An 18,908-nucleotide genomic window follows, 5' to 3' on the forward strand; every position below is an offset into this window, starting at 1 on the left:
GGCGAGCTTCGATTTCTCGGATTCGCGCTGCACACCCCGATCAACATCTTCCTCCTGCTTCCGATGAAAGCCTACGCGCTCTGTACCTTGAGCAATAGTGACTGGCTCTCGCGCAAAGTAGCGAAATCAGACGTTGATGAATCGAAGGCCTCGATCGAAGACGCGACAACTGGACCAAGCCTTAACCCGGCATCGGAAACGCCTGGCTCAATTCGCAGGGCAGGCCTTTCGCGCGCTTCCTCGCAGCTGATCGCGCCGGATGGCATTGCGGCCGAGACTGACTGAGCAGTTTTGTAGGGGTATTAACTCGTGAGCGTAGACAACACATATCAGTCTTTGGAACGGGAGCTGGCTAACGATGACCCGTGGCGGCTTGACGACAATCCGTTCGAACGTGAGCGTCACACCCAATTGCTGCGGCTATCGCTGTCGAACGGCGCCATCTCAAACGGCCTCGAGATTGGATGCGCGGCCGGTGCATTCACAGAGAAGCTTGCTCCTCACTGCAAACGGCTCACGGTCATCGATGTTATGCCGCGAGCGATCGGTCGAGCGGTCCAGCGGACCAAAAGGTGGTCGCATATCAGCTGGGCGGCGACCGATATTCTGCAGTTCTCGACCGAAGAGCTGTTCGATCTGATCGTGGTCGCCGAAGTTCTCTACTATCTCGAAGACGTGACACGGATGCGTACCGCAATCGACAAGATGGTGAAGATGCTTGCTCCAGGTGGGCATCTGGTCTTCGGATCTGCACGTGATGCCACCTGTAGGCGATGGGGGCATGTCGCTGGCGCCGAGACAGTCATCGCGATTTTGACTGAAGCGCTCATTGAGATCGAACGCGTGCAGTGCCAGGGGCAGTCGGCTGACGAAGACTGCTTGTTGGTCCGCTTTAGCAATCCGGAGCGATCTTCGATCGGTCCCAACGGCCGAGCTTGAAAGGAGCCACTATGCGTATCTGCGGTATCAAGTTGACGCACGATGGGGCAGTCGCTCTGATCGAGGACGGCCGCGTGGTGTTTTGTGTCGAACAGGAGAAGCTGAACAACAATCCGCGTTATCAAACCATTGACAACCTGGATGCCGTTGTTAGCGCCTTGGCGGAGCACGGGCTGGATCCGAGCGATGTCGATCAGTTCGTCATTGATGGCTGGGATGGAGAGTTCGAGTCGCAGTTTGAAGTCCTTAGTGGAACGACGACCGTCAAGCTCAAGGGCGCGCCGTATGTCGAACGGCAAGGCGATAGCCCCCTGACGTCCCGCGATCGCATCGGCCTCATGCTTGATGGGAAGCTATATCCCTATCAAAGCTATCCCCATGTCACCGGGCACGTAGCATCCGCATACTGCGCCAGCTCGTTTGCCAAATCCGCACAATCTGCTTTCTGCTTGGTGTGGGACGGCTGCATGTTTCCACGCCTCTACTATGTCGAGCCTCACGGCATCCGCTTTATTGAATGCCTGTTTCCGATGATAGGTCACGCCTATGCGACGGCAGGACATCACTTTGGACCTTACAGGCGGGCAGACCGGACCAGCTGGGATCTCGGTATAGCCGGCAAGCTGATGGCCTATATCGCGCTGGGATCGCCCGACGAGGATATCATCGAGACGTTTCAGGAACTCTATGAGGCGCACTTTGCCACGCATGCTGACGGCGCTTGCCGTGGGCTTGCAGAAACCAACAGCTCACGATCGCCACTTGAAGCTCTGCACGACTTCTTCGATGCGTGCGCACTGCGATTGAAGGTCAAGCAAGCCGAAGACGTCCTTGCGTCATTTCACGTCTTTCTAGAGCGTCTGCTGGTTCGCACAATTTCCGATGTTGTGCAGCGGCATTCGGATCTTGCGGGGGCGCGTAACCTCTGCATAGCCGGCGGCTGTGGCCTGAATATTAAGTGGAATAGTGCATTTCGTGGGACCGGCCTGTTCGATGTCGTGTGGGTGCCGCCCTTTCCGAACGACAGCGGCTCAGCCATCGGTGCTGCTTGCTCTGCACTGGCGGCACAGCAAGGCTTTAAAGCTCTGGAATGGTCGGTCTACAGTGGACCGGCCGTTCGTCCCAGCGAAGTTCCGCCCGAATGGGAGAGCGCGCCCTGCACTATGGGCGAACTTGCGGCAATTCTCGCGGGCGACAAGCCTGTCGTCTTCCTTACTGGGCGCGCCGAACTCGGACCACGAGCTTTGGGCGGCAGAAGCATTCTCGCAGCTGCGACCTGGGCAGGAATGAAAGATCATCTCAACGACATCAAACTTCGCGAGCATTTCAGGCCGGTAGCGCCGATATGCCTGGAGGATCGCGCGGCGGAGATTTTTAGCCCTGGAGTACCCGATCCGTACATGCTGTTCGATCACCAGACGCGACCGGAATGGCGCGACAAAATTCCGGCCGTCGTGCATCTCGATGGATCTGCCCGCCTACAGACGGTTTCCAGAACCTCTCCACATAAAGTGACCGAGCTTCTCATCGAGTACGAGAAGCTCACAGCCATTCCGCTGCTTTGCAATACCAGCGCCAATCTGCATGGACGCGGCTTCTTCCCGGATGCTGCCGCCGCGTGCGAGTGGGGACGCGTCGATCACGTATGGTGTGACGGCCTGCTTTGGACAAAAAGGCGCGCGACCCAGGAAGCGGCACGAACAACGTCCGTCGCGATGGCGTAAGCGAATGTCAACCGCGGCAGTCGACCTTTTCGAGGTGAGCAAGTCCTACAACGACAGGGTCGTCGTGGACGCTCTTTCGTTTACGGTCTCGCCGGGAGAGTGTTTCGGTCTGCTGGGACCAAACGGCGCGGGTAAAAGCACGCTTGCGCGTTTGATCCTGGGTGTTGCATCGCCCGACGCAGGTAAGATATGCGTGCTTGGCGAGCCGGTGCCGACACATGCGCGCTTGGCGCGCCGGGGCATCGGGGTTGTCCCACAATTTGACAACCTTGATCTTCAGCTCACGGTGCGCGAGAATTTGCTCGTTTTCGGTCGCTACTTCGCCATGAGCGCGGCCGAGGTCAAAGCGGTCACGCCGTCATTGCTCGAATTCGCCCGCCTGGAGAACAAGGCGGATGCCCGGGTGGGCCAACTGTCCGGTGGCATGAAGCGGCGCCTGACGCTGGCTCGTGCCCTCATTAATGATCCGCAGCTCCTGGTGCTTGATGAACCGACGACCGGCCTTGATCCGCACGGCCGTCACCTGATCTGGGAACGCTTGCGCGCGCTATTAGCGCGCGGCAAAACGATTCTTCTCACCACCCATTTCATGGAAGAGGCGGAGCGGTTGTGCGATCGCCTGTGCGTGCTTGAGCACGGCCGTAAGATCGCCGAAGGCCGGCCTCACGCGCTGATCGAGCACCAGATCGGCTGCCAAGTCATCGAGATTTACGGTGGTAATCCGCATGAACTGCTGCCGCTGGTCAGACCCCAAGTGCAGCGCGCTGAGGTGAGCGGGGAGACGCTGTTCTGTTACGTTACGGATCCAGAACAGGTGCGCGTCCGGCTTGCCAACCGAACGGATCTCCGCCTTCTACAGCGTCCTCCAAATCTGGAGGATGTCTTCTTACGGCTAACCGGGCGAGAGATGAAGGACTGAACGATGTGGCAACGTTTTGCGCCGGCCCTCCCTGCCAATCCATGGAACTGGATATCGGTATGGCGCCGAAATTTTCTGGTCTGGCGGAAGGTCGCTCTGGCGTCGATTCTTGGAAATCTGGCCGAGCCGATGAGCTCTCTGTTCGGTCTCGGTTTTGGCCTTGGAATGATCATAGGCGGCGTTGAGGGGACCTCATACATCTCGTTTCTGGCGGCTGGCATGGTCGCCGCAAGCGCGATGGTCTCCGCAACCTTCGAAACGATCTACGCGGCTTACGCGCGCATGCAGACAAACTGCACGTGGGACGCAGTACTCTGTACGCCCCTTACGCTCGGCGACATTGTTCTCGGTGAAGTGGCATGGGCAGCGAGCAAGGCCTTGCTTGCCGGGACGGCGATCACGATTGTTGCCGCCGGGCTGGGTTATGCGGAGTGGTCATCCATTCCCTACGCGCTACCAGCCATCGCCCTCACTGGCGTTACGTTCGCGAGCCTCGCAATGGTCGTTTCAGCCCTTGCACCGAGCCACGACTATTTCATCTTCTACCAGTCACTCATTCTCACGCCCATGATGTATTTGAGCGGGACGATCTTCCCAATGAGCCAGTTGCCAAGTTCATTTCAACGCATAGCGGCCTTGTTGCCGCTGACTCATTCGGTCGATCTTATTCGTCCGGCAATGCTCGGTCGGCCGATCGAGAGCGTCGGCTTACATGTGGGCGCACTCTTCATCTACGCAGCGTTTCCCTTCCTCATCGCGGCCGCGCTGCTTCGGCAACGCCTGATGCGGTGAATGGAACAAGACCTAAGGGAAGCATCGCATGCGCGAGATCAGATATCGGGCGTAACGAACTTCCGATTCGCGTGCGACGCTTATGTGAGCCCCGGTACGCCAGCGAGGCCTGGTCGGCCCCGCGGCGACGTGCGGCTTACTCGCCAAGCACACGATAGGAAATAGGCAAACAGGCCTCTCAGGATGAATGGAGAACAACATGCTGTGTCTAGGACTGAGTGGCGGGCTCGACAGGGTCTATGAAAACCCGCTTGAACTACCGAACACGTTTCTGCACGACGGCGCCGCAGTACTTGTCAAGGACGGGCGCGTGATCGCTGCAGTCGAAGAGGAGCGCCTCAACCGGATCAAGCACTCGAATAAGCTCCCGAGCAGTGCGATCGAATACTGTCTTGCAACCGCGGGTGTGGAGCTGCGCGATGTCGATCGCATTGCGTTTTACGCCACCGAAGCCTATTGCAACGCGATGCTCGAACGGCTGTTCATCTCACAGCCTGAGATCTCAATTCCGCTAAATGCCAATCTGCTGTTACGACACCTTCTAGCGGCGGAGTTCGGCACCGAAATTGATCCCTCGCGGGTGTCATTCGTAGGCCACCATCAGGCCCATGCCGTGAGCGCTCTGGCGATGTCGGGTTTTGAAGAAAGCCTGGTTCTCGCGATCGACGGTTGTGGCGACTTCCTCTCGGGTCTCTTGGCGGTCGGGTCGGGCACCGAAATGACCGAGCTTATGACGTTTCCAGAGAATAACTCTCTCGGACTGTTCTACCTGGAGACGATCCGATACCTCGGCTACGGCCTGTTCGACGAGTATAAGGTTATGGGACTGGCTCCCTACGGGGATCCCACACGCCATCGCGAGCTTTTTGCCCAATTCTATGAGCTCTCCGCAAACGGTGGCTACCGCGTTCACCTCGACCGTATCGGCCCGGCATTGCTGCGCAATATCGAGGTCCGGCGAAAGGGAATGCCCTTCACGCAACAGCATCGCGATGTGAGCGCATCGTTGCAGGAGGCGCTGGAACGGATCGTGTTTCACATTCTTCGGCATTACCGTGAGTCGACCGGAATGAAACGGTTGTGCCTCGCTGGCGGGGTGGCCCACAACTGCACTTTGAACGGAAAACTCCTGTATTCAGGCCTCTTTGAAGATATTTTCGTGCAGCCGGCTGCGCATGATGCCGGCTGCGCATTGGGCGCGGCACTGATGGTGTCGAACGAGGCCGGGCAGCCTGCGCCCCGCGAGCGACTCCAGGCGGTTTATTGGGGGCCAGATGTCGGCAGCGACGACAGCATCGAACAGGAACTGAAGCGATGGGCCGGACACCTGGAGATGGAACGGACCGCTGACGTCGCCACGAGAGCAGCCGAGTGGATTGCTGATGGCGCCGTGATCGGGTGGGTACAGGGCCGGTCCGAGTTCGGCCCTCGTGCGCTCGGCAACCGCAGTATTCTTGCGGACCCGAGGCCCGCCGCAAACAAGGAGCGGATTAACGCGATGGTCAAGAAGCGCGAGAGTTATCGACCATTTGCGCCATCGGTTCTGGAGGAGGATGCAGGCGCGTTCTTTGAGTTGCCGGATGGTCGCGCAGAATATCCCTTCATGAATTTTGTCGTTCGCGTGCGCCAATCCAAGCGTGCTTTGCTGGGGGCGATCACGCATATCGATGGTACGGCTCGGCTGCAAACGGTTTCCCGCACGAACAATGCCGCCTATTGGGAACTCATCAATGCGTTCAAGAGCCGGACTGGCGTTCCGATTCTGCTTAACACGTCATTCAACAACAATGCCGAACCGATCGTAGATTCCGTTGCCGATGCGATTACCGCGTTTTTGTCCACCGAGCTGGATGGTCTTGTGGTCGGGTCCTTCCTCGTCAAGAAGCGGGCAACAACGCTCGAAAGCTGGACTGCACTCGCTGTATCACTGCCGCCCCATGTATCTCTTTACCGGGTTCGCGCTCATGCGGGCCGAGAACGTCAGGAGACAGTCTGCGAGATCCGCATGGGTCACTCCAGCCATGACAGCGTGCGCGTCTCGCATGACCTGTTCGACATGCTGATGCAAATTGAGAAGGAAGCCGTTCTTGCCGATCTTCTAGCAAGGGTCACCTCTGACAGGACTAGGCGCGAAGCTCTCGTGCACGAACTGCGCGGGCTCTGGGATCAGCGCCGTATTCGGCTGCATCCTGCGCGGTCGTAAAAGGTGAGCAATGCGGAAGAGGGTTCCGTGGAAGCCTCTTGCATGACTTGCCAATCGCGATGCCGTGGAGGATAGGCTTGCGGGTTGATCGCCTTGCGTCCAGGTGACCAGCGGTCCATTGGCGGGGACCGGAATCGCAGAAGAGTAGGTACGCCATGCAAAACTTATCTTGCGCAACGAGAAGGGTTTGATAATTTGACAAAGGAGCGCTTTGTTATTTCTCGGAGGCGTACCGGCTTTGGTGATTGCCTCTGGTCGCTGGCGTCAGCCTGGTCATACGCGCAGCGGACCGGGCGGACGCTCGTCATTGACTGGCGCGGTTCCTGTTACGTCGACCAACCGTTCAGCAACGCCTTTCCGGTGTTCTTCGAGCCGGTTGAGGACATCGCGGGAGTGCCGGTGATTTGCGATGACCGGGTCAACCAGCTCTCGTTTCCCGGACCGTTCTTCCCGCGGTGGTGGAATAGGCCATCGATCGACTGCATCAATCGCCCGGATGAGCAGATCTTCCGAGAACGGGACGAACTGACCGAGCTATTCCAGTCAAGAGAAGATAACGAAGCCAACACCATTGTCTGTGACGCTTGCCTGATGTGGCGTTGCAGCGAGGAAGCCGAACGACTGATCTTTCGGAACATCAAACTAAGGCCTGAGATTCGAGCACGGATCGACGCGCTCTATGAGGAACACTTTAGCGGCCATAGCATCATCGGCGTTCATGTTCGGCACGGCAATGGCGAAGATATCATGGAGCATGCGCCGTACTGGGCCGATTCGGAGCTCGCCCTTCGTCAGGTCTGCAAGGCAATCCGCAAAGCCAAGGCTTTGCCATATCCAAAGCCTGTAAAGGTCTTCCTGTGCACGGACAGTGCACAGGTGCTCGAACACGTATCGGTTATGTTTCCCGATGTCTTCGCCATACCAAAACGTTTCCAGGCCGATCGCGCAGGGCCGTTGCATAGTGCGGAAATGGGAATTGAAGGTGGAGCTTCCGCTCTCGTCGACATGTATCTTCTTGCGCGATGCGCTACCGTGATCCGCTTTCCCCCAACCAGCGCCTTCACGCGCTACGCCCGACTGCTCGTGCCACGCATTATTGAATTCGATCTGAGCAATCCGGAGCATCTGACCATGATCGATAACCCATACGAGCATTTCGCGGCTTCATGAAGTGCCACGAGTCTGCTCGAGCCCGGGCAATGGTGGGCTAGATCATCTGCCTGATACCGCTGGCGTCGACACCATCGAGTTTCGCAACCTGTCGCAGAAATGGTGTATGGCGGCTTCCGTCCGCAAGCGATTGCTGACCGGCGCACTATTACGCACTATTACGGATGCGGTGCGGCTGGTCAGGCGAATGCCGGCGAAGCGTAGGCCAATGCCGGCGAGCGCCGGCGGCCTTGCCCCGCAATGCTTCGGGCCGTCAGGTGTCGCGCGGAAGGTGATGGCTCGTCATCATCGGGCCCAAACCGCCATCGCTGCCAGACCTTGGTAAGCACGGCAACGCCGGTCTGGGCCGCCCGGGGAAATCTAGCGTAGCAAACGGTCACGTCAGAATGTCCCAGCACCAAGGAGGTACGTCCGCTAGATGGATCGCCCCTGTGGACTATCCTTTTGCGGTCGGTGCGTTTTCTTGACGACGGCCGTGTTCAACCTGCGGCTTTCGAGTCCTTTCGGCTGTAGCTGACGAACAGCACGATCGCAGGCCATCGACAGCGGAACTGATTCGGATCTGCGCTCGCGATACAAGGGATGAAAAATCTTGGACGAACTGGCCATTGGTCCTGATCTCCGCCAAGGACAGTTGATCTATCTCCGCCAACCCCAAATGAGCCACAGACCACCCGTGGAGTGCGACGCAGTCAGCTCGCCCTGGAATCACCAGGCTCTCGGCTCGAAGACGTAGCGCGCGCATTGGGCGGCTCGCCCGGGGAGCTCGACGACAAGCATTGCTGCGGCGTTGCTGCTGTCGAAAAGCAAACAGGCCAGATGTTCGGAACCTGCCATTTGGGTCGCAACGGTTCGCCGCTTGTAGCCTGCATCGCTTTGGCCCGGATCCTGCACCAGGTGCACAGTCGAGGGGAACGGACGGGAGCGGCGTGTGAATCTAGGTCTACCAGATGACAAAGCGGTCGCAGCTCAGTCGCCGGAAACGGACCCTGGCAGTCCAGTGCACGCTCGCGCCGGTCGAGCGGGCCTCCCGCTGCGTGACCCGAAGACGCTGGTGTTGACTGGGGCATCGCGCGGTATCGGTCGCGCCACCGGAAAATTGTTTTCGGAAGCCGGTTGGCGCGTCATTTCTTGTGCGCGCCAAACATTCGACGCGGCACGCTGCCCATGGGACTCAGAGGGCGACAGCTATATCAAAGTCGACCTGAGCGACCATCGGACGCTGCCGCGCGTGATTGCCGAGATCAAGGAGTGCCTTGCCGGTGCACCGTTGCATGGACTGGTAAACAATGCCGGAAACTCACCAAAAACGCCGAACGGTGCCCGGCTGACGTCGCTGGCGACCTCAGTCGATACTTGGATGAGCGTGTTCCACCTCAATCTAGTGGCGCCGATCCTGCTCGCCCAAGGTCTGTTCGCTGAGCTGAAAGCGGCTTCAGGCGCGATCGTCAATGTGACTTCGATCGCCGGCTCCCGGGAGCATCCATTTGCAGGCACGGCATATCCGACTTCGAAAGCTGCGCTCGCTTGTCTCACGCGCGAAATGGCGCACGATTACGCCTCACATGGCATTCGCATCAATGCGGTCGCGCCCGGAGAAATCAAGACGGACATTTTGTCGCCTGCCACGGAAGCACATCTTGTGTCAAAGATCCCACTTCGCCGAGTGGGTACACCCGAAGAGGTCGCCAAGGTCATTTTCTTCCTATGTTCAGATGCGGCAAGTTATGTCACTGGCGCCGAAGTGCCGATCAATGGCGGACAACACTTGTGATGAATTCGCCCCTGGCGAAGCCCGGTTAATCTGAGCCTCATGGATGAAACTCATTTTGGCCAGGGCGAATCCGCGCAGGGAGTTGGAAGAATACCGCAGCAAATCTAGTCACTGTAGGTGCCGCCGACGTGCCATGAAGAGGCGTCATCTCTCGCCCCGCCCTGAGAACCTGATGTCAGATCGAGGGGGCATGCAACACGGGTCCAACAAGTCCGATCAAGGTCATGGGAGGATCAAGAAAGGAACGGAGAAGTCGTTATGCTGGACAGCGTTTCCCTGCGCGAAAAACTAAACTTAACCTCCGACGCGGACCCTTCCGGTTTTATTGTGCCGTCGCAAGAGAAATCGCTAAGCACGATCCTTGAAATAGCGCACACGCTGACCGGCCTATCCCGGCTCGAAGCCAAGCTAGAGAGCGTCATCGAGCGTCTGCAATCGCTCGTGCAGATGCGCCGCGGCATCGTGTGTCTCTTCGGTCATGACGGCGTGCCCCAGATCATCGTAGGCGGCGGTCGGAACGAAGGTCGCGATTCCCGCTGCGGGGTGCGCTTGCCGCAAGGAGCAATTGATCAAATCGTGGCGTCGGGGCAGCCGCTCATCGTCGAGAACGTCGCGCTGCATTCGGCCTTCAGTTCTTCGGACGTCGAGATGCTAGATGCCGCCGGTAATACGCGTGTTGCGTTCATCGGCGTTCCCATAGACGTTGACGAGAAAGTTGCGGGTACGCTGAGCATTGACCGCATCGCGGACAACGGGATGCGCGCGCAGCTCGACGACGACCTCCACCTGCTGACCAAGGTCGCTAGCCTTCTGGGCCGGACGGCGAAGCTGCATTACATTTTTGAGCGCGATCGCGGGCGCCTTATGGACGAGGAGTTCCGGCTGCAGAAGCAGCTGTCCGAACCCAAGCCTCATGGGCGGGAGCGTAAGAAAGTTCAAGTCGACGGAATTATTGGCGACAGCCCGGCGCTCCGCGGCTTACTTGATAAGATCGAGGTGATCGCAAAATCCAACAGCACGGTTCTGCTGCGTGGCGAATCGGGTACCGGAAAAGAGCTGGTCGCGAAGGCTATTCACGAGCATTCAGCGCGCGGCAAACGTTCCTTTGTCAAGCTGAATTGCGCAGCCCTGACTGAGACAGTGCTAGAATCCGAATTGTTCGGTCACGAGAAGGGAGCGTTTACGGGCGCCTTCAATATGCGCAAGGGGCGCTTCGAGCTCGCCGACAAGGGAACGTTGTTTCTAGATGAGATCGGTGAGATCTCGGCGTCGTTCCAGGCGAAGCTCCTGCGCGTGCTCCAGGAGCAGGAATTCGAGCGAGTGGGCGGCAATCAGACGGTCAAAGTCGACGTCCGCGTGATTGCAGCCACGAACAGGAATCTTGAAGAGGCGGTGGCAAGGAAGGAGTTTCGTGCCGATCTCTATTACCGCATCAGCGTGGTTCCTCTGCTACTGCCCCCGCTGCGCGAAAGACGCACTGATATTCCGCTTCTCGCCGCTCGCTTCTTGAAGAACTTCAACAATGAAAACGGCCGTGCTCTGGTGTTCGATTCAAGTGCGATTGATGTCCTCATGAGTTGCGAATTTCCCGGTAATGTCCGCGAGCTCGAGAACTGCGTGCAGCGGACCGCGACCCTCGCGCAAGGATCGTCGATCGTAAGACATGATTTTGCATGCTGCCACGGGCAATGCCTGTCGGCCAAGCTATGGAGGTGTGGACCGGAGGAAATGGCGCGACAGCCGAGCCCGAATTTCTCACTGCCCGCGAGGCTGAGCATGCCGCCGCCAGAAGCTATAACAGCCGTTCAGCCGGTCAGTAGCGAACTGACACCGCTAGGGCCACCCGGGCGGCCCGCGGTGGGTGCTGCGAAACTCGCCGATCGCGAGCGCGTCATCGCAGCCATGGAAAGATCCGGGTGGGTACAGGCGAAGGCGGCGCGCTTGCTTGGACTAACGCCGCGCCAAATTGGCTATGCCTTGCGAAGACACGGTATCGAGATCAAGCGCTTCTGAGCAAAGCGTCGGGCTCGCTCCTCTCTCGCGCTCGGCCGACTGGGATAGGAGAGCGTGGCAAGAGGCGATTGCCAGCTCTGATACATAATGCGGATGCTAGCCTTATGCCTTGCTTGGGATACGCTCGCCGGTGAAGATAGGGCGTCTTCGGGTCGGCTGGTATTGTCATCGTCTGTTTGCAACGTATTCGCGCTGAACACTGGTTTGGCGTGGAACCGGCGCGTGATTGCTGCGGCTCCGTTGCTCCCGTAACTCAGATCAGCTTAAGATCACGCCCATGCTCAAGCCGTCGCAGTTGCGCCAACGGACTCGCCGTCAGTCTTTGCATGCCTTCCTCATCGGCGAAATGCCTGGGGTGGTATGACATTTGCTGCTCGTCGGGAGCCGGCTCAGCATCTTAGGAGAAGTACATGCACAGCATCGTCTGCATCAAACAGGTCCCCGACTCCGCTCAAATCCGCGTGCACCCAGTTACGAATACCATCATGCGCCAGGGCGTGCCGACCATCATCAACCCATATGATCTCTTCGCGCTGGAAGCTGCGCTCGAGCTACGAGATAGGTTCGGCGGCGAAATTACCGTCCTCACAATGGGGCCGCCATCGGCCGAAGACTCTCTCCGAAAGGCACTGACATTTGGTGCCGATCGAGCTGTCCTGCTCACCGATCGTAGCTTCGCGGGCTCCGATACGCTGGCGACGAGTTACGCGCTGGCGTGCGCGATTCGCAATATCGGGAGCGAATATGGCCCGGCGGATGTCATATTCACTGGCAAGCAGACGATCGACGGCGATACGGCGCAGGTGGGACCTGGCATTGCAAAGAGGCTCGGGGTCCAGCAGCTTACTTATGTTTCCACAATCAACGCGTTGAACTTTAAAGTACGCACGATCGAGGCGGAACGGCGCTGCGAAGGCGGCATCCAGGTGCTGCGTTCCAAGCTGCCGTGTCTCGTCAGCATGTTGGAGGCAACCAATCAAATTCGCCGCGGTGCAATGATAGATGCGTTGCGTGCCGCACGTGCCACAACCGTAAAATGGAGCGCCCAAAACGCCGGCGTGGATGACATGGCCAAATGCGGTCTGAGGGGGTCGCCGACCGTCGTCAAACGTGTTTTCGCGCCCTCCCCACGAGCGGAGAAGGCGACGTGGGTGGAGGCGGCCGAGCAGCCGGCGCAAGCATTGATCGACGCCATGTTCAATCGCAACCCTATGCTCGAAACGGAGCTCGCACAGCTCGCGCGCGGTACCTCATCTGCGCAAGCTAGCGGTGCGTGAAGTCGCGGCTGATCGAGCGGAGCCGGCGATGGCCGGATCGTGGTCATGCATGGGCCCGTCGCTCGGTTGCACGAGGCTGCATCGATCGTGTCGGCCGTTCCTCGCCAAATACGATAAGAAGGGTGAGCATTCAACTTGCGTATCTGAGCGCCGAGAGGCAGGTATCGGATCAACATACCAGACATCCCGTTACGCTAAAGTTTGGCGACCTGCGACACACCAATTCACTGGAGAATTCATGGAACCTGAAGACGCGCCCGTTCAGTTTGTGTGGAGTGGCAGAGAGCGCCCGCTGAATTCACCGCGTGGAGCTCGCGCGGGGGATCTATCCCTCGCGCGCAATCCGCCGCATTTCACGTGACTGCAACGTGCGGGCATTATCATCGCGGTTCGACCACAGGACGGAATCGAGGTTAGCTGATAATGCTCAGCCATTCCCGGTCAACATCATGGCCAGCTCGTCCCGATACCGCCATGATCGAAAGCTTAATGATCGGCCTTGCCGACGGCCAATCTGGTCAATATAGGTTCCGAGCACGATCGCGCCAACAGATCGCATCAAGGCACCGAGCCAGAACACACTGAAGATCAGATCTGCCGGAGCTTTGCGCGCCTTCGGTATCTAACCGACGCCGATTCCAGGTCGCGTCACCTTAGCTTATTCGACGGTAACCGATTTCGCAAGATTTCGCGGTTGGTCGACGTCCGTGCCCATCAAGTTGGCCGTGTGATAGGCTAGGAGCTGCACCGGAATCGCATAGACAATGGGCGTAAACGTCGTCCCCATCTCCGGCAGCACGACCGTCGCGAGTGTATCCATGGACACCTCCGCGGCTCCGCTAGCGTCCGTTATCAAGATAATCTTGCCGCCGCGGGCGGCGACCTCGTGCATGTTCGAGATGGTCTTTTCGAAGAGCCGGTCGCAAGGAGCGATGACGATTACGGGAACGCTCTCGTCGACCAAGGCGATGGGGCCGTGCTTGAGCTCTCCGGCCGCATAGCCTGCGGCGTGAATATAGGAGATTTCCTTCAGCTTCAGGGCCCCTTCCAGGGCCAGTGGAAACGACGTGCCGCGACCAAGATATAGCACGTCACGCGATTTGGCGATGTCGCGTGCGAGCTTCTCGATCTGCGGCTCGTTGGCAAGCGCCCGTGTAACTAGCCGGGGAATTTCGATCAGCGCTCGCACGAGATCGACCTCGTCGCTCTCCGACAATTCACCCCGCGCCTTGCCCGCAGCGACCGCAAGCGTCGCCAGGACGACAAGCTGGCATGTGAACGCCTTGGTCGAGGCAACGCCGATTTCAGGTCCGGCGAGTGTCTGCAACACTATCCCGCTTTCGCGCGCAATGGTCGAGCCTAGAACGTTCACGATCGAGAGCGTATGCAGGCCTTGAGACTTGGCGTAGCGCAGGGCGGCCAGCGTATCGGCCGTCTCGCCGGACTGCGAGATGAAGATAGCAAGATCTCCCCTGCGCATCGGTGCCTCACGATAGCGAAACTCGGAGGCGACATCGAGCTCGACCGGAATACGAGCCAGCCGCTCGAACCAGTATTTGGCGATATGGCCGGCATATCCTGCCGTACCGCAAGCCGTGATCGAGATATGTCCGATCGCATTGAAATCGAACGGAAGCTCCTGCGGCAGTGCGACGCTCTCGTTGGCGATATCGACGTAGTGCGCCAGCGTCTGCCCGATCACCTCTGGCTGTTCGTGGATTTCCTTCGCCATGAAGTGGCGGTAGTGTGCTTTGTCGACGAGAACCGACGACGTGGCAGATTTCACCACCTCCCGGCGGGCGACTGTGCCTTGTGCGTCGTAAACCACGGCGACGTTGCGGTTGAGGACAGCCCAATCGCCGTCCTCAAGGTAGGTGATCAAGTCGGTAAGGTGCGCGAGCGCGATAGCATCCGATCCGAGATACATTTCGCCTTCGCCATGGCCGATCGCAAGCGGTGAGCCCTTCCGCGCGCCGATCATGAGGTCGTGTTGCCCCTTGAACAGGATTGCAAGCGCAAACGCGCCCACTAGCCGCGGCAGCGACGCTTTTACTGCGTCCTGCGGCGAGCAGCCATTTTTCAGATATGAGTCGATAAGATGCGCCACCACCTCGGTGTCTGTTTCAGAGGCGAAATAGGCGCCATGCTGTTTCAGCTCCGCGCGCAGCTCGCGGAAATTCTCGATAATGCCGTTATGGACGACTGCAACATTGTCCGTTGCGTGGGGATGAGCATTATGCTCGGTCGGCTTGCCATGGGTCGCCCAGCGCGTGTGCCCAATCCCGGCATGGCCTGAGAGCGGATCGCGGCGAACGCATGTCTCAAGGTTCCTCAGCTTGCCCTCGGCGCGCCGAAGCTCGATATAATTTCCTTTGAGCGTTCCGATGCCTGCTGAGTCGTAGCCGCGATATTCCAGTCGCTTAAGTGAATCGATGAGTCGATCCGCGACCGGACCGCGCCCCAGGATGCCGACAATCCCGCACATGCTAATCAGTTTACCTCAAGTTCATAACAGAGCGTGCCGCAAGGCGCGCCTGACCAATTCGCTCGCTCTGGCTATGGGCCAGTCTAGCCCGTGCCTGCCCGACATCGGGGGCACGCGTCACCCGGCGGTGCGCGAGTTCCAAGCAACACGTGGAGCCCTGTCGAATTCGCCGGAAGATCCTAAAGCAACTTTCTGGGAGCCGAACAATAAGCGCCATCAGCGGCTAGCAGCTGCATGGTTCTCTCCTTTTGTCCGATGTAGCCGATGCCACCAAGAAGGCCTGGTAGGCCTGCCGCATTCCATGTGTGAGCCATGTCCTCGCGCGCCAGCCGAGGCTCGCGAGACGGCTGACGTCGAGCAGCTTGCGCGGCGTGCCGTCGGGCCGGGAGCTATCGAAACTGATCTCGCCGATGTAGCCGACGACTTCGGCGACGATGCGGGCAAACTCGGCAATGGTGATGTCCTCGCCAGTGCCGATATTGATCAGCTCCGCGCTCGAATAGGTCTTCATCAAATGCACGCAGGCATCGGCCATGTCGTCGACATAGAGGAACTCGCGCCGCGGCGTGCCAGTGCCCCAGACTACGACGCTTCTTGCGCCCGAAACCTTTGCCTCATGGAAGCGCCGGATAAGGGCCGCGACCACGTGGCTGTATTCGGGATGATAATTGTCCCCGGGGCCGTAGAGATTGGTCGGCATCACGCTGATGAAGTCGCTGTCATATTGGCTGCGATAGGCCTCCACCATTTTGATGCCGGCGATCTTGGCGATCGCATAGGGCTCGTTGGTCGGCTCCAGCGGGCCGGTCAATACGGAATCCTCGCGTAGCGGCTGCGCGGCCAGCTTCGGATAGATGCAGGACGAGCCCAGGAACATCAGCTTCTCGGCGCCGTTCTGATGCGCGGCCTGGATCACATTGGCCGCGATCGCGATGTTATCGTAGATGAACTGGGCGCGCAGCGTGGCGTTGGCGACGATGCCGCCGACCTTGGCGGCGGCAAGGAAGATCACCTGCGGCCGCACTTTCGCAAACCAGGCGAACACGGCGGCCTGGTTGCAGAGATCGAGCTCGCGCCGGTCCACGGTGACGAGCTTGACGTCTTCCCGCGCAAGCCGGCGCATGAGCGCGGCTCCGACCATGCCGCGATGGCCGGCGACGTAGACGCTCTTGCCTGTCAGCTCAAACGAAGCGTTTGCCATTGGCCGCATCCCGTTTTGCCTCCGCCAGATCGCTCGCCACCATCTCGGCGACGAGTTCCGCAAAACTCCGCTTCGGTGTCCAGCCGAGCACCTCGCGTGCCTTGCTGGCATCGCCGACGAGGAGATCGACCTCGGTGGGGCGGAAATAGGTCGGATCGATCTTCACTACCGTCTTGCCGCTCTTGGCATCGATTCCGGTCTCATCGACGCCAGCGCCGCGCCATTCGAGGCTGCGGCCGACCAGCGCGAAGGACAGCTCGACAAACTCGCGCACCGAGCGCGTCTCGCCTGTGGCGAGCACGAAATCGTCGGGCTTGTCGGCCTGCAGAATCATGTGCATGCCCTCGATGTAATCCCTGGCATGGCCCCAGTCGCGCTTGGCCTCGAGATTACCGAGATAGAGCGTCTCCTCGAGTCCAACCTCAATGCGGGCGACGCCGCGGGTGATCTTGCGCGTGACAAATGTCTCGCCGCGAATTGGGCTCTCATGGTTGAACAGGATGCCGTTCGAGGCAAACATGCCGTAGGCTTCGCGGTAGTTCACCGTGATCGAGTAGCCATAGAGTTTTGCCACGCCATAAGGCGAGCGCGGATAGAACGGCGTGGTCTCCTTCTGCGGGACCTCCTGCACCAGGCCGTAGAGCTCGGAGGTCGAAGCTTGATAAAACCGCGTCTCCTTCTCCATGCCGAGGATGCGGATCGCCTCCAGCAGGCGCAGCACGCCGATGCCGTCGGCGTTGGCGGTGTATTCCGGGCTTTCGAAGCTGACCGCGACGTGGCTTTGGGCCGCCAGATTGTAGATCTCTGTCGGCCGAATCTGTTGCACCAGGCGGATCAGATTGGTCGAGTCCGTCATGTCGCCGTAGTGCATCAGGAACGGCACATTGCCGACATGCGGGTCCTGATAGAGATGGTCGACGCGCGCGGTGTTGAACGAGGACGAGCGCCGCTTGATGCCGTGCACGACATAGCCGAGCGACAGCAGATGTTCGGCAAGATAGGCACCGTCCTGTCCAGTCACGCCGGTGATGAGAGCGACCCGCCGTTTGCTCGCTTGGTTTGACAAATCTTCTCTCTGCGCATGTTAATGTCGTCCCGCGATCGACGACCTTTAGTCGCGTCGGCCTCCGATGCGGAAGCGTAACGCTCTCGAAGCACCGAATTCTGGACGTGTATAGACATTGCATCGATCGCTCAACTGTACGGAGGTAAACGTTCCACATTGAAACGGTTTTGAAGGACTATACGAAAGTTTGCAATCCGGCGGGTTTCGTTCGCCTTGCTCGGCCGTCTCTCCATTGCTTGGGTGCGACCAGTGGAATTGCGGCGCGGACAAGTGGTGAGCGACCCGCCGGGACCGAGAAGGCGTTCCACTGTCTTTGCTTACTCAACTCGCGCGGCGAGCCAGGCCATAGGATGGCCGCCTCGGACATGCGACCTGCTCGAAAGGGCCGATCGTTGGGCTGCGAATAAGGCAGGCATGCAGTCGGGCTCCTTGAGCTGTCGATGCGTATATCGAGGAGGCGTTGATAATCTCCAAGGCCTGACCCCTCCTGAGATTGCTCAGCAAGCTGTGATCCAGCTCATAACCCGACCAGCTTTCGTACGATGGCCCAATCATTGCAGCCGGGCATGACGAAGACGTCGCGATAGGAGGATGCGTACCAAACATTGTGCCAACGTGTATGCCTACAGCTGCTCCGCTTCGGCGCGAGCAAACGATTTGCAGGTTCGCGGTAGGTGGATCACGACCACCTGTATGGCCTCCAACTTCCATTCCACTCTGAGCAGCGAAAAAGGCAACCTCCGACATGAGCAATATCTAAAATCGGGCAATCGCCACGCGGCGACGCTGCTCCGATCTTAGCATCCGGTTCTCCTGCACTCGCCGTTTAATCGCAAGATCTTGCAATGAATCGCTGAGGCTACCTCACTGAGGCCTTTCGAGGCATCGCGGGCGTTCTGCAATCTGAGCTCCAAATGACACACTCCCAATTGGTCGCCCGGAAGCTGTTGTACGGCCAGGCGCGGTCGCCAGCTGCATTGAAGACCTTACTATCTATCTGACGCTACGTTCGATTCAAGCACTTATGTCGAGAGTCGCGCATTTGGCGCGGGATCTGACGCGAACCACCAATGAGTCCAATCTCCACTATCATTTTGCGTTGGCGTGGTGTTTCCAGGCGGGCGTTTCTCAACCGAGAAGAATGCAGTGAAGCGTACTTGTCGCATCTCAGACATTGACAGAGCGGGCGGCATTGACGGCAAATGAGGTGCTTTTGCGAAAGCCAGCCTACGGGATCTTACGTAGGGCATGTGTCGCATTTTCTTGATCTAAAATCTGCATCGTCTTTTGCATGAAGCAGAAGAAGCCATTCCCCGACGCCAAACATTGGCGAGGCCGTGCGGAA

General features: G+C 58.8%; 12 protein-coding genes and 1 pseudogene. 10 read left to right on the forward strand and 3 right to left on the reverse strand.

Features of this window, described 5'->3' with window-relative positions:
* The 10 genes and pseudogenes from ABID59_RS36920 to ABID59_RS36965 form a co-directional block, all read left to right on the forward strand.
* Positions 1–285, forward strand: a pseudogene (locus tag ABID59_RS36920) (chitooligosaccharide synthase NodC); the annotation flags it as partial.
* A gap of 24 nt (positions 286–309) precedes the next feature.
* Positions 310–939, forward strand: a complete 630-nt coding sequence (nodS, locus tag ABID59_RS36925) for a nodulation methyltransferase NodS (RefSeq protein ID WP_354086608.1) — start codon at positions 310–312, stop codon at positions 937–939.
* Between the two features lie 11 nt (positions 940–950).
* Positions 951–2,663: a nodulation protein NodU gene (gene nodU, locus ABID59_RS36930; protein ID WP_354086609.1), complete on the forward strand. Its 1,713-nt coding sequence runs from the start codon at positions 951–953 to the stop codon at positions 2,661–2,663.
* Between the two features lie 4 nt (positions 2,664–2,667).
* Complete coding sequence (gene nodI, locus ABID59_RS36935) at positions 2,668–3,582, forward strand: nodulation factor ABC transporter ATP-binding protein NodI (RefSeq protein ID WP_354086610.1); 915 nt, start codon at positions 2,668–2,670, stop codon at positions 3,580–3,582.
* A gap of 3 nt (positions 3,583–3,585) precedes the next feature.
* A complete protein-coding gene (locus ABID59_RS36940; protein WP_354086611.1) occupies positions 3,586–4,374 on the forward strand; it encodes an ABC transporter permease in 789 nt (262 codons plus the stop codon).
* A gap of 199 nt (positions 4,375–4,573) precedes the next feature.
* Positions 4,574–6,577 (forward strand): carbamoyltransferase family protein, encoded by a 2,004-nt coding sequence (locus ABID59_RS36945; protein ID WP_354086628.1) that lies wholly within the window; start codon positions 4,574–4,576, stop codon positions 6,575–6,577.
* 195 nt (positions 6,578–6,772) lie between these two features.
* Positions 6,773–7,747, forward strand: a complete 975-nt coding sequence (locus ABID59_RS36950; protein ID WP_354086612.1) for a nodulation protein NodZ — start codon at positions 6,773–6,775, stop codon at positions 7,745–7,747.
* A 931-nt stretch (positions 7,748–8,678) separates the two neighbouring features.
* Positions 8,679–9,521 (forward strand): SDR family NAD(P)-dependent oxidoreductase, encoded by an 843-nt coding sequence (locus ABID59_RS36955; protein ID WP_502916860.1) that lies wholly within the window; start codon positions 8,679–8,681, stop codon positions 9,519–9,521.
* 258 nt (positions 9,522–9,779) lie between these two features.
* Positions 9,780–11,534, forward strand: a complete 1,755-nt coding sequence (gene nifA / locus ABID59_RS36960) for a nif-specific transcriptional activator NifA (protein ID WP_354086613.1) — start codon at positions 9,780–9,782, stop codon at positions 11,532–11,534.
* 410 nt (positions 11,535–11,944) lie between these two features.
* The gene (locus ABID59_RS36965; RefSeq protein ID WP_354086614.1) at positions 11,945–12,811 is read left to right on the forward strand and encodes an electron transfer flavoprotein subunit beta/FixA family protein; all 867 of its coding nucleotides are present in this window, start codon (positions 11,945–11,947) and stop codon (positions 12,809–12,811) included.
* Between the two features lie 658 nt (positions 12,812–13,469).
* Here ABID59_RS36965 and glmS read toward each other — a convergent pair.
* From glmS to gmd, 3 genes are all read right to left on the reverse strand, one after another.
* On the reverse strand, positions 13,470–15,296 hold the full coding sequence (gene glmS, locus ABID59_RS36970) for a glutamine--fructose-6-phosphate transaminase (isomerizing) (RefSeq protein ID WP_354086615.1): 1,827 nt from the start codon (positions 15,294–15,296) through the stop codon (positions 13,470–13,472).
* A 223-nt stretch (positions 15,297–15,519) separates the two neighbouring features.
* Positions 15,520–16,497 carry a GDP-L-fucose synthase gene (gene fcl / locus ABID59_RS36975; protein WP_354086616.1) on the reverse strand — a complete coding sequence of 326 codons (978 nt, stop codon included), beginning with the start codon at positions 16,495–16,497 and terminating at the stop codon, positions 15,520–15,522.
* The gene (gmd, locus tag ABID59_RS36980; RefSeq protein ID WP_354086617.1) at positions 16,478–17,563 is read right to left on the reverse strand and encodes a GDP-mannose 4,6-dehydratase; all 1,086 of its coding nucleotides are present in this window, start codon (positions 17,561–17,563) and stop codon (positions 16,478–16,480) included. Before gmd ends, fcl begins: the two co-directional genes overlap by 20 nt.
* Between the last annotated feature and the right edge of the window lie 1,345 nt (positions 17,564–18,908).

This window comes from Bradyrhizobium sp. S3.3.6, assembly GCF_040546905.1.
GTDB lineage: Bacteria > Pseudomonadota > Alphaproteobacteria > Rhizobiales > Xanthobacteraceae > Bradyrhizobium > Bradyrhizobium cytisi.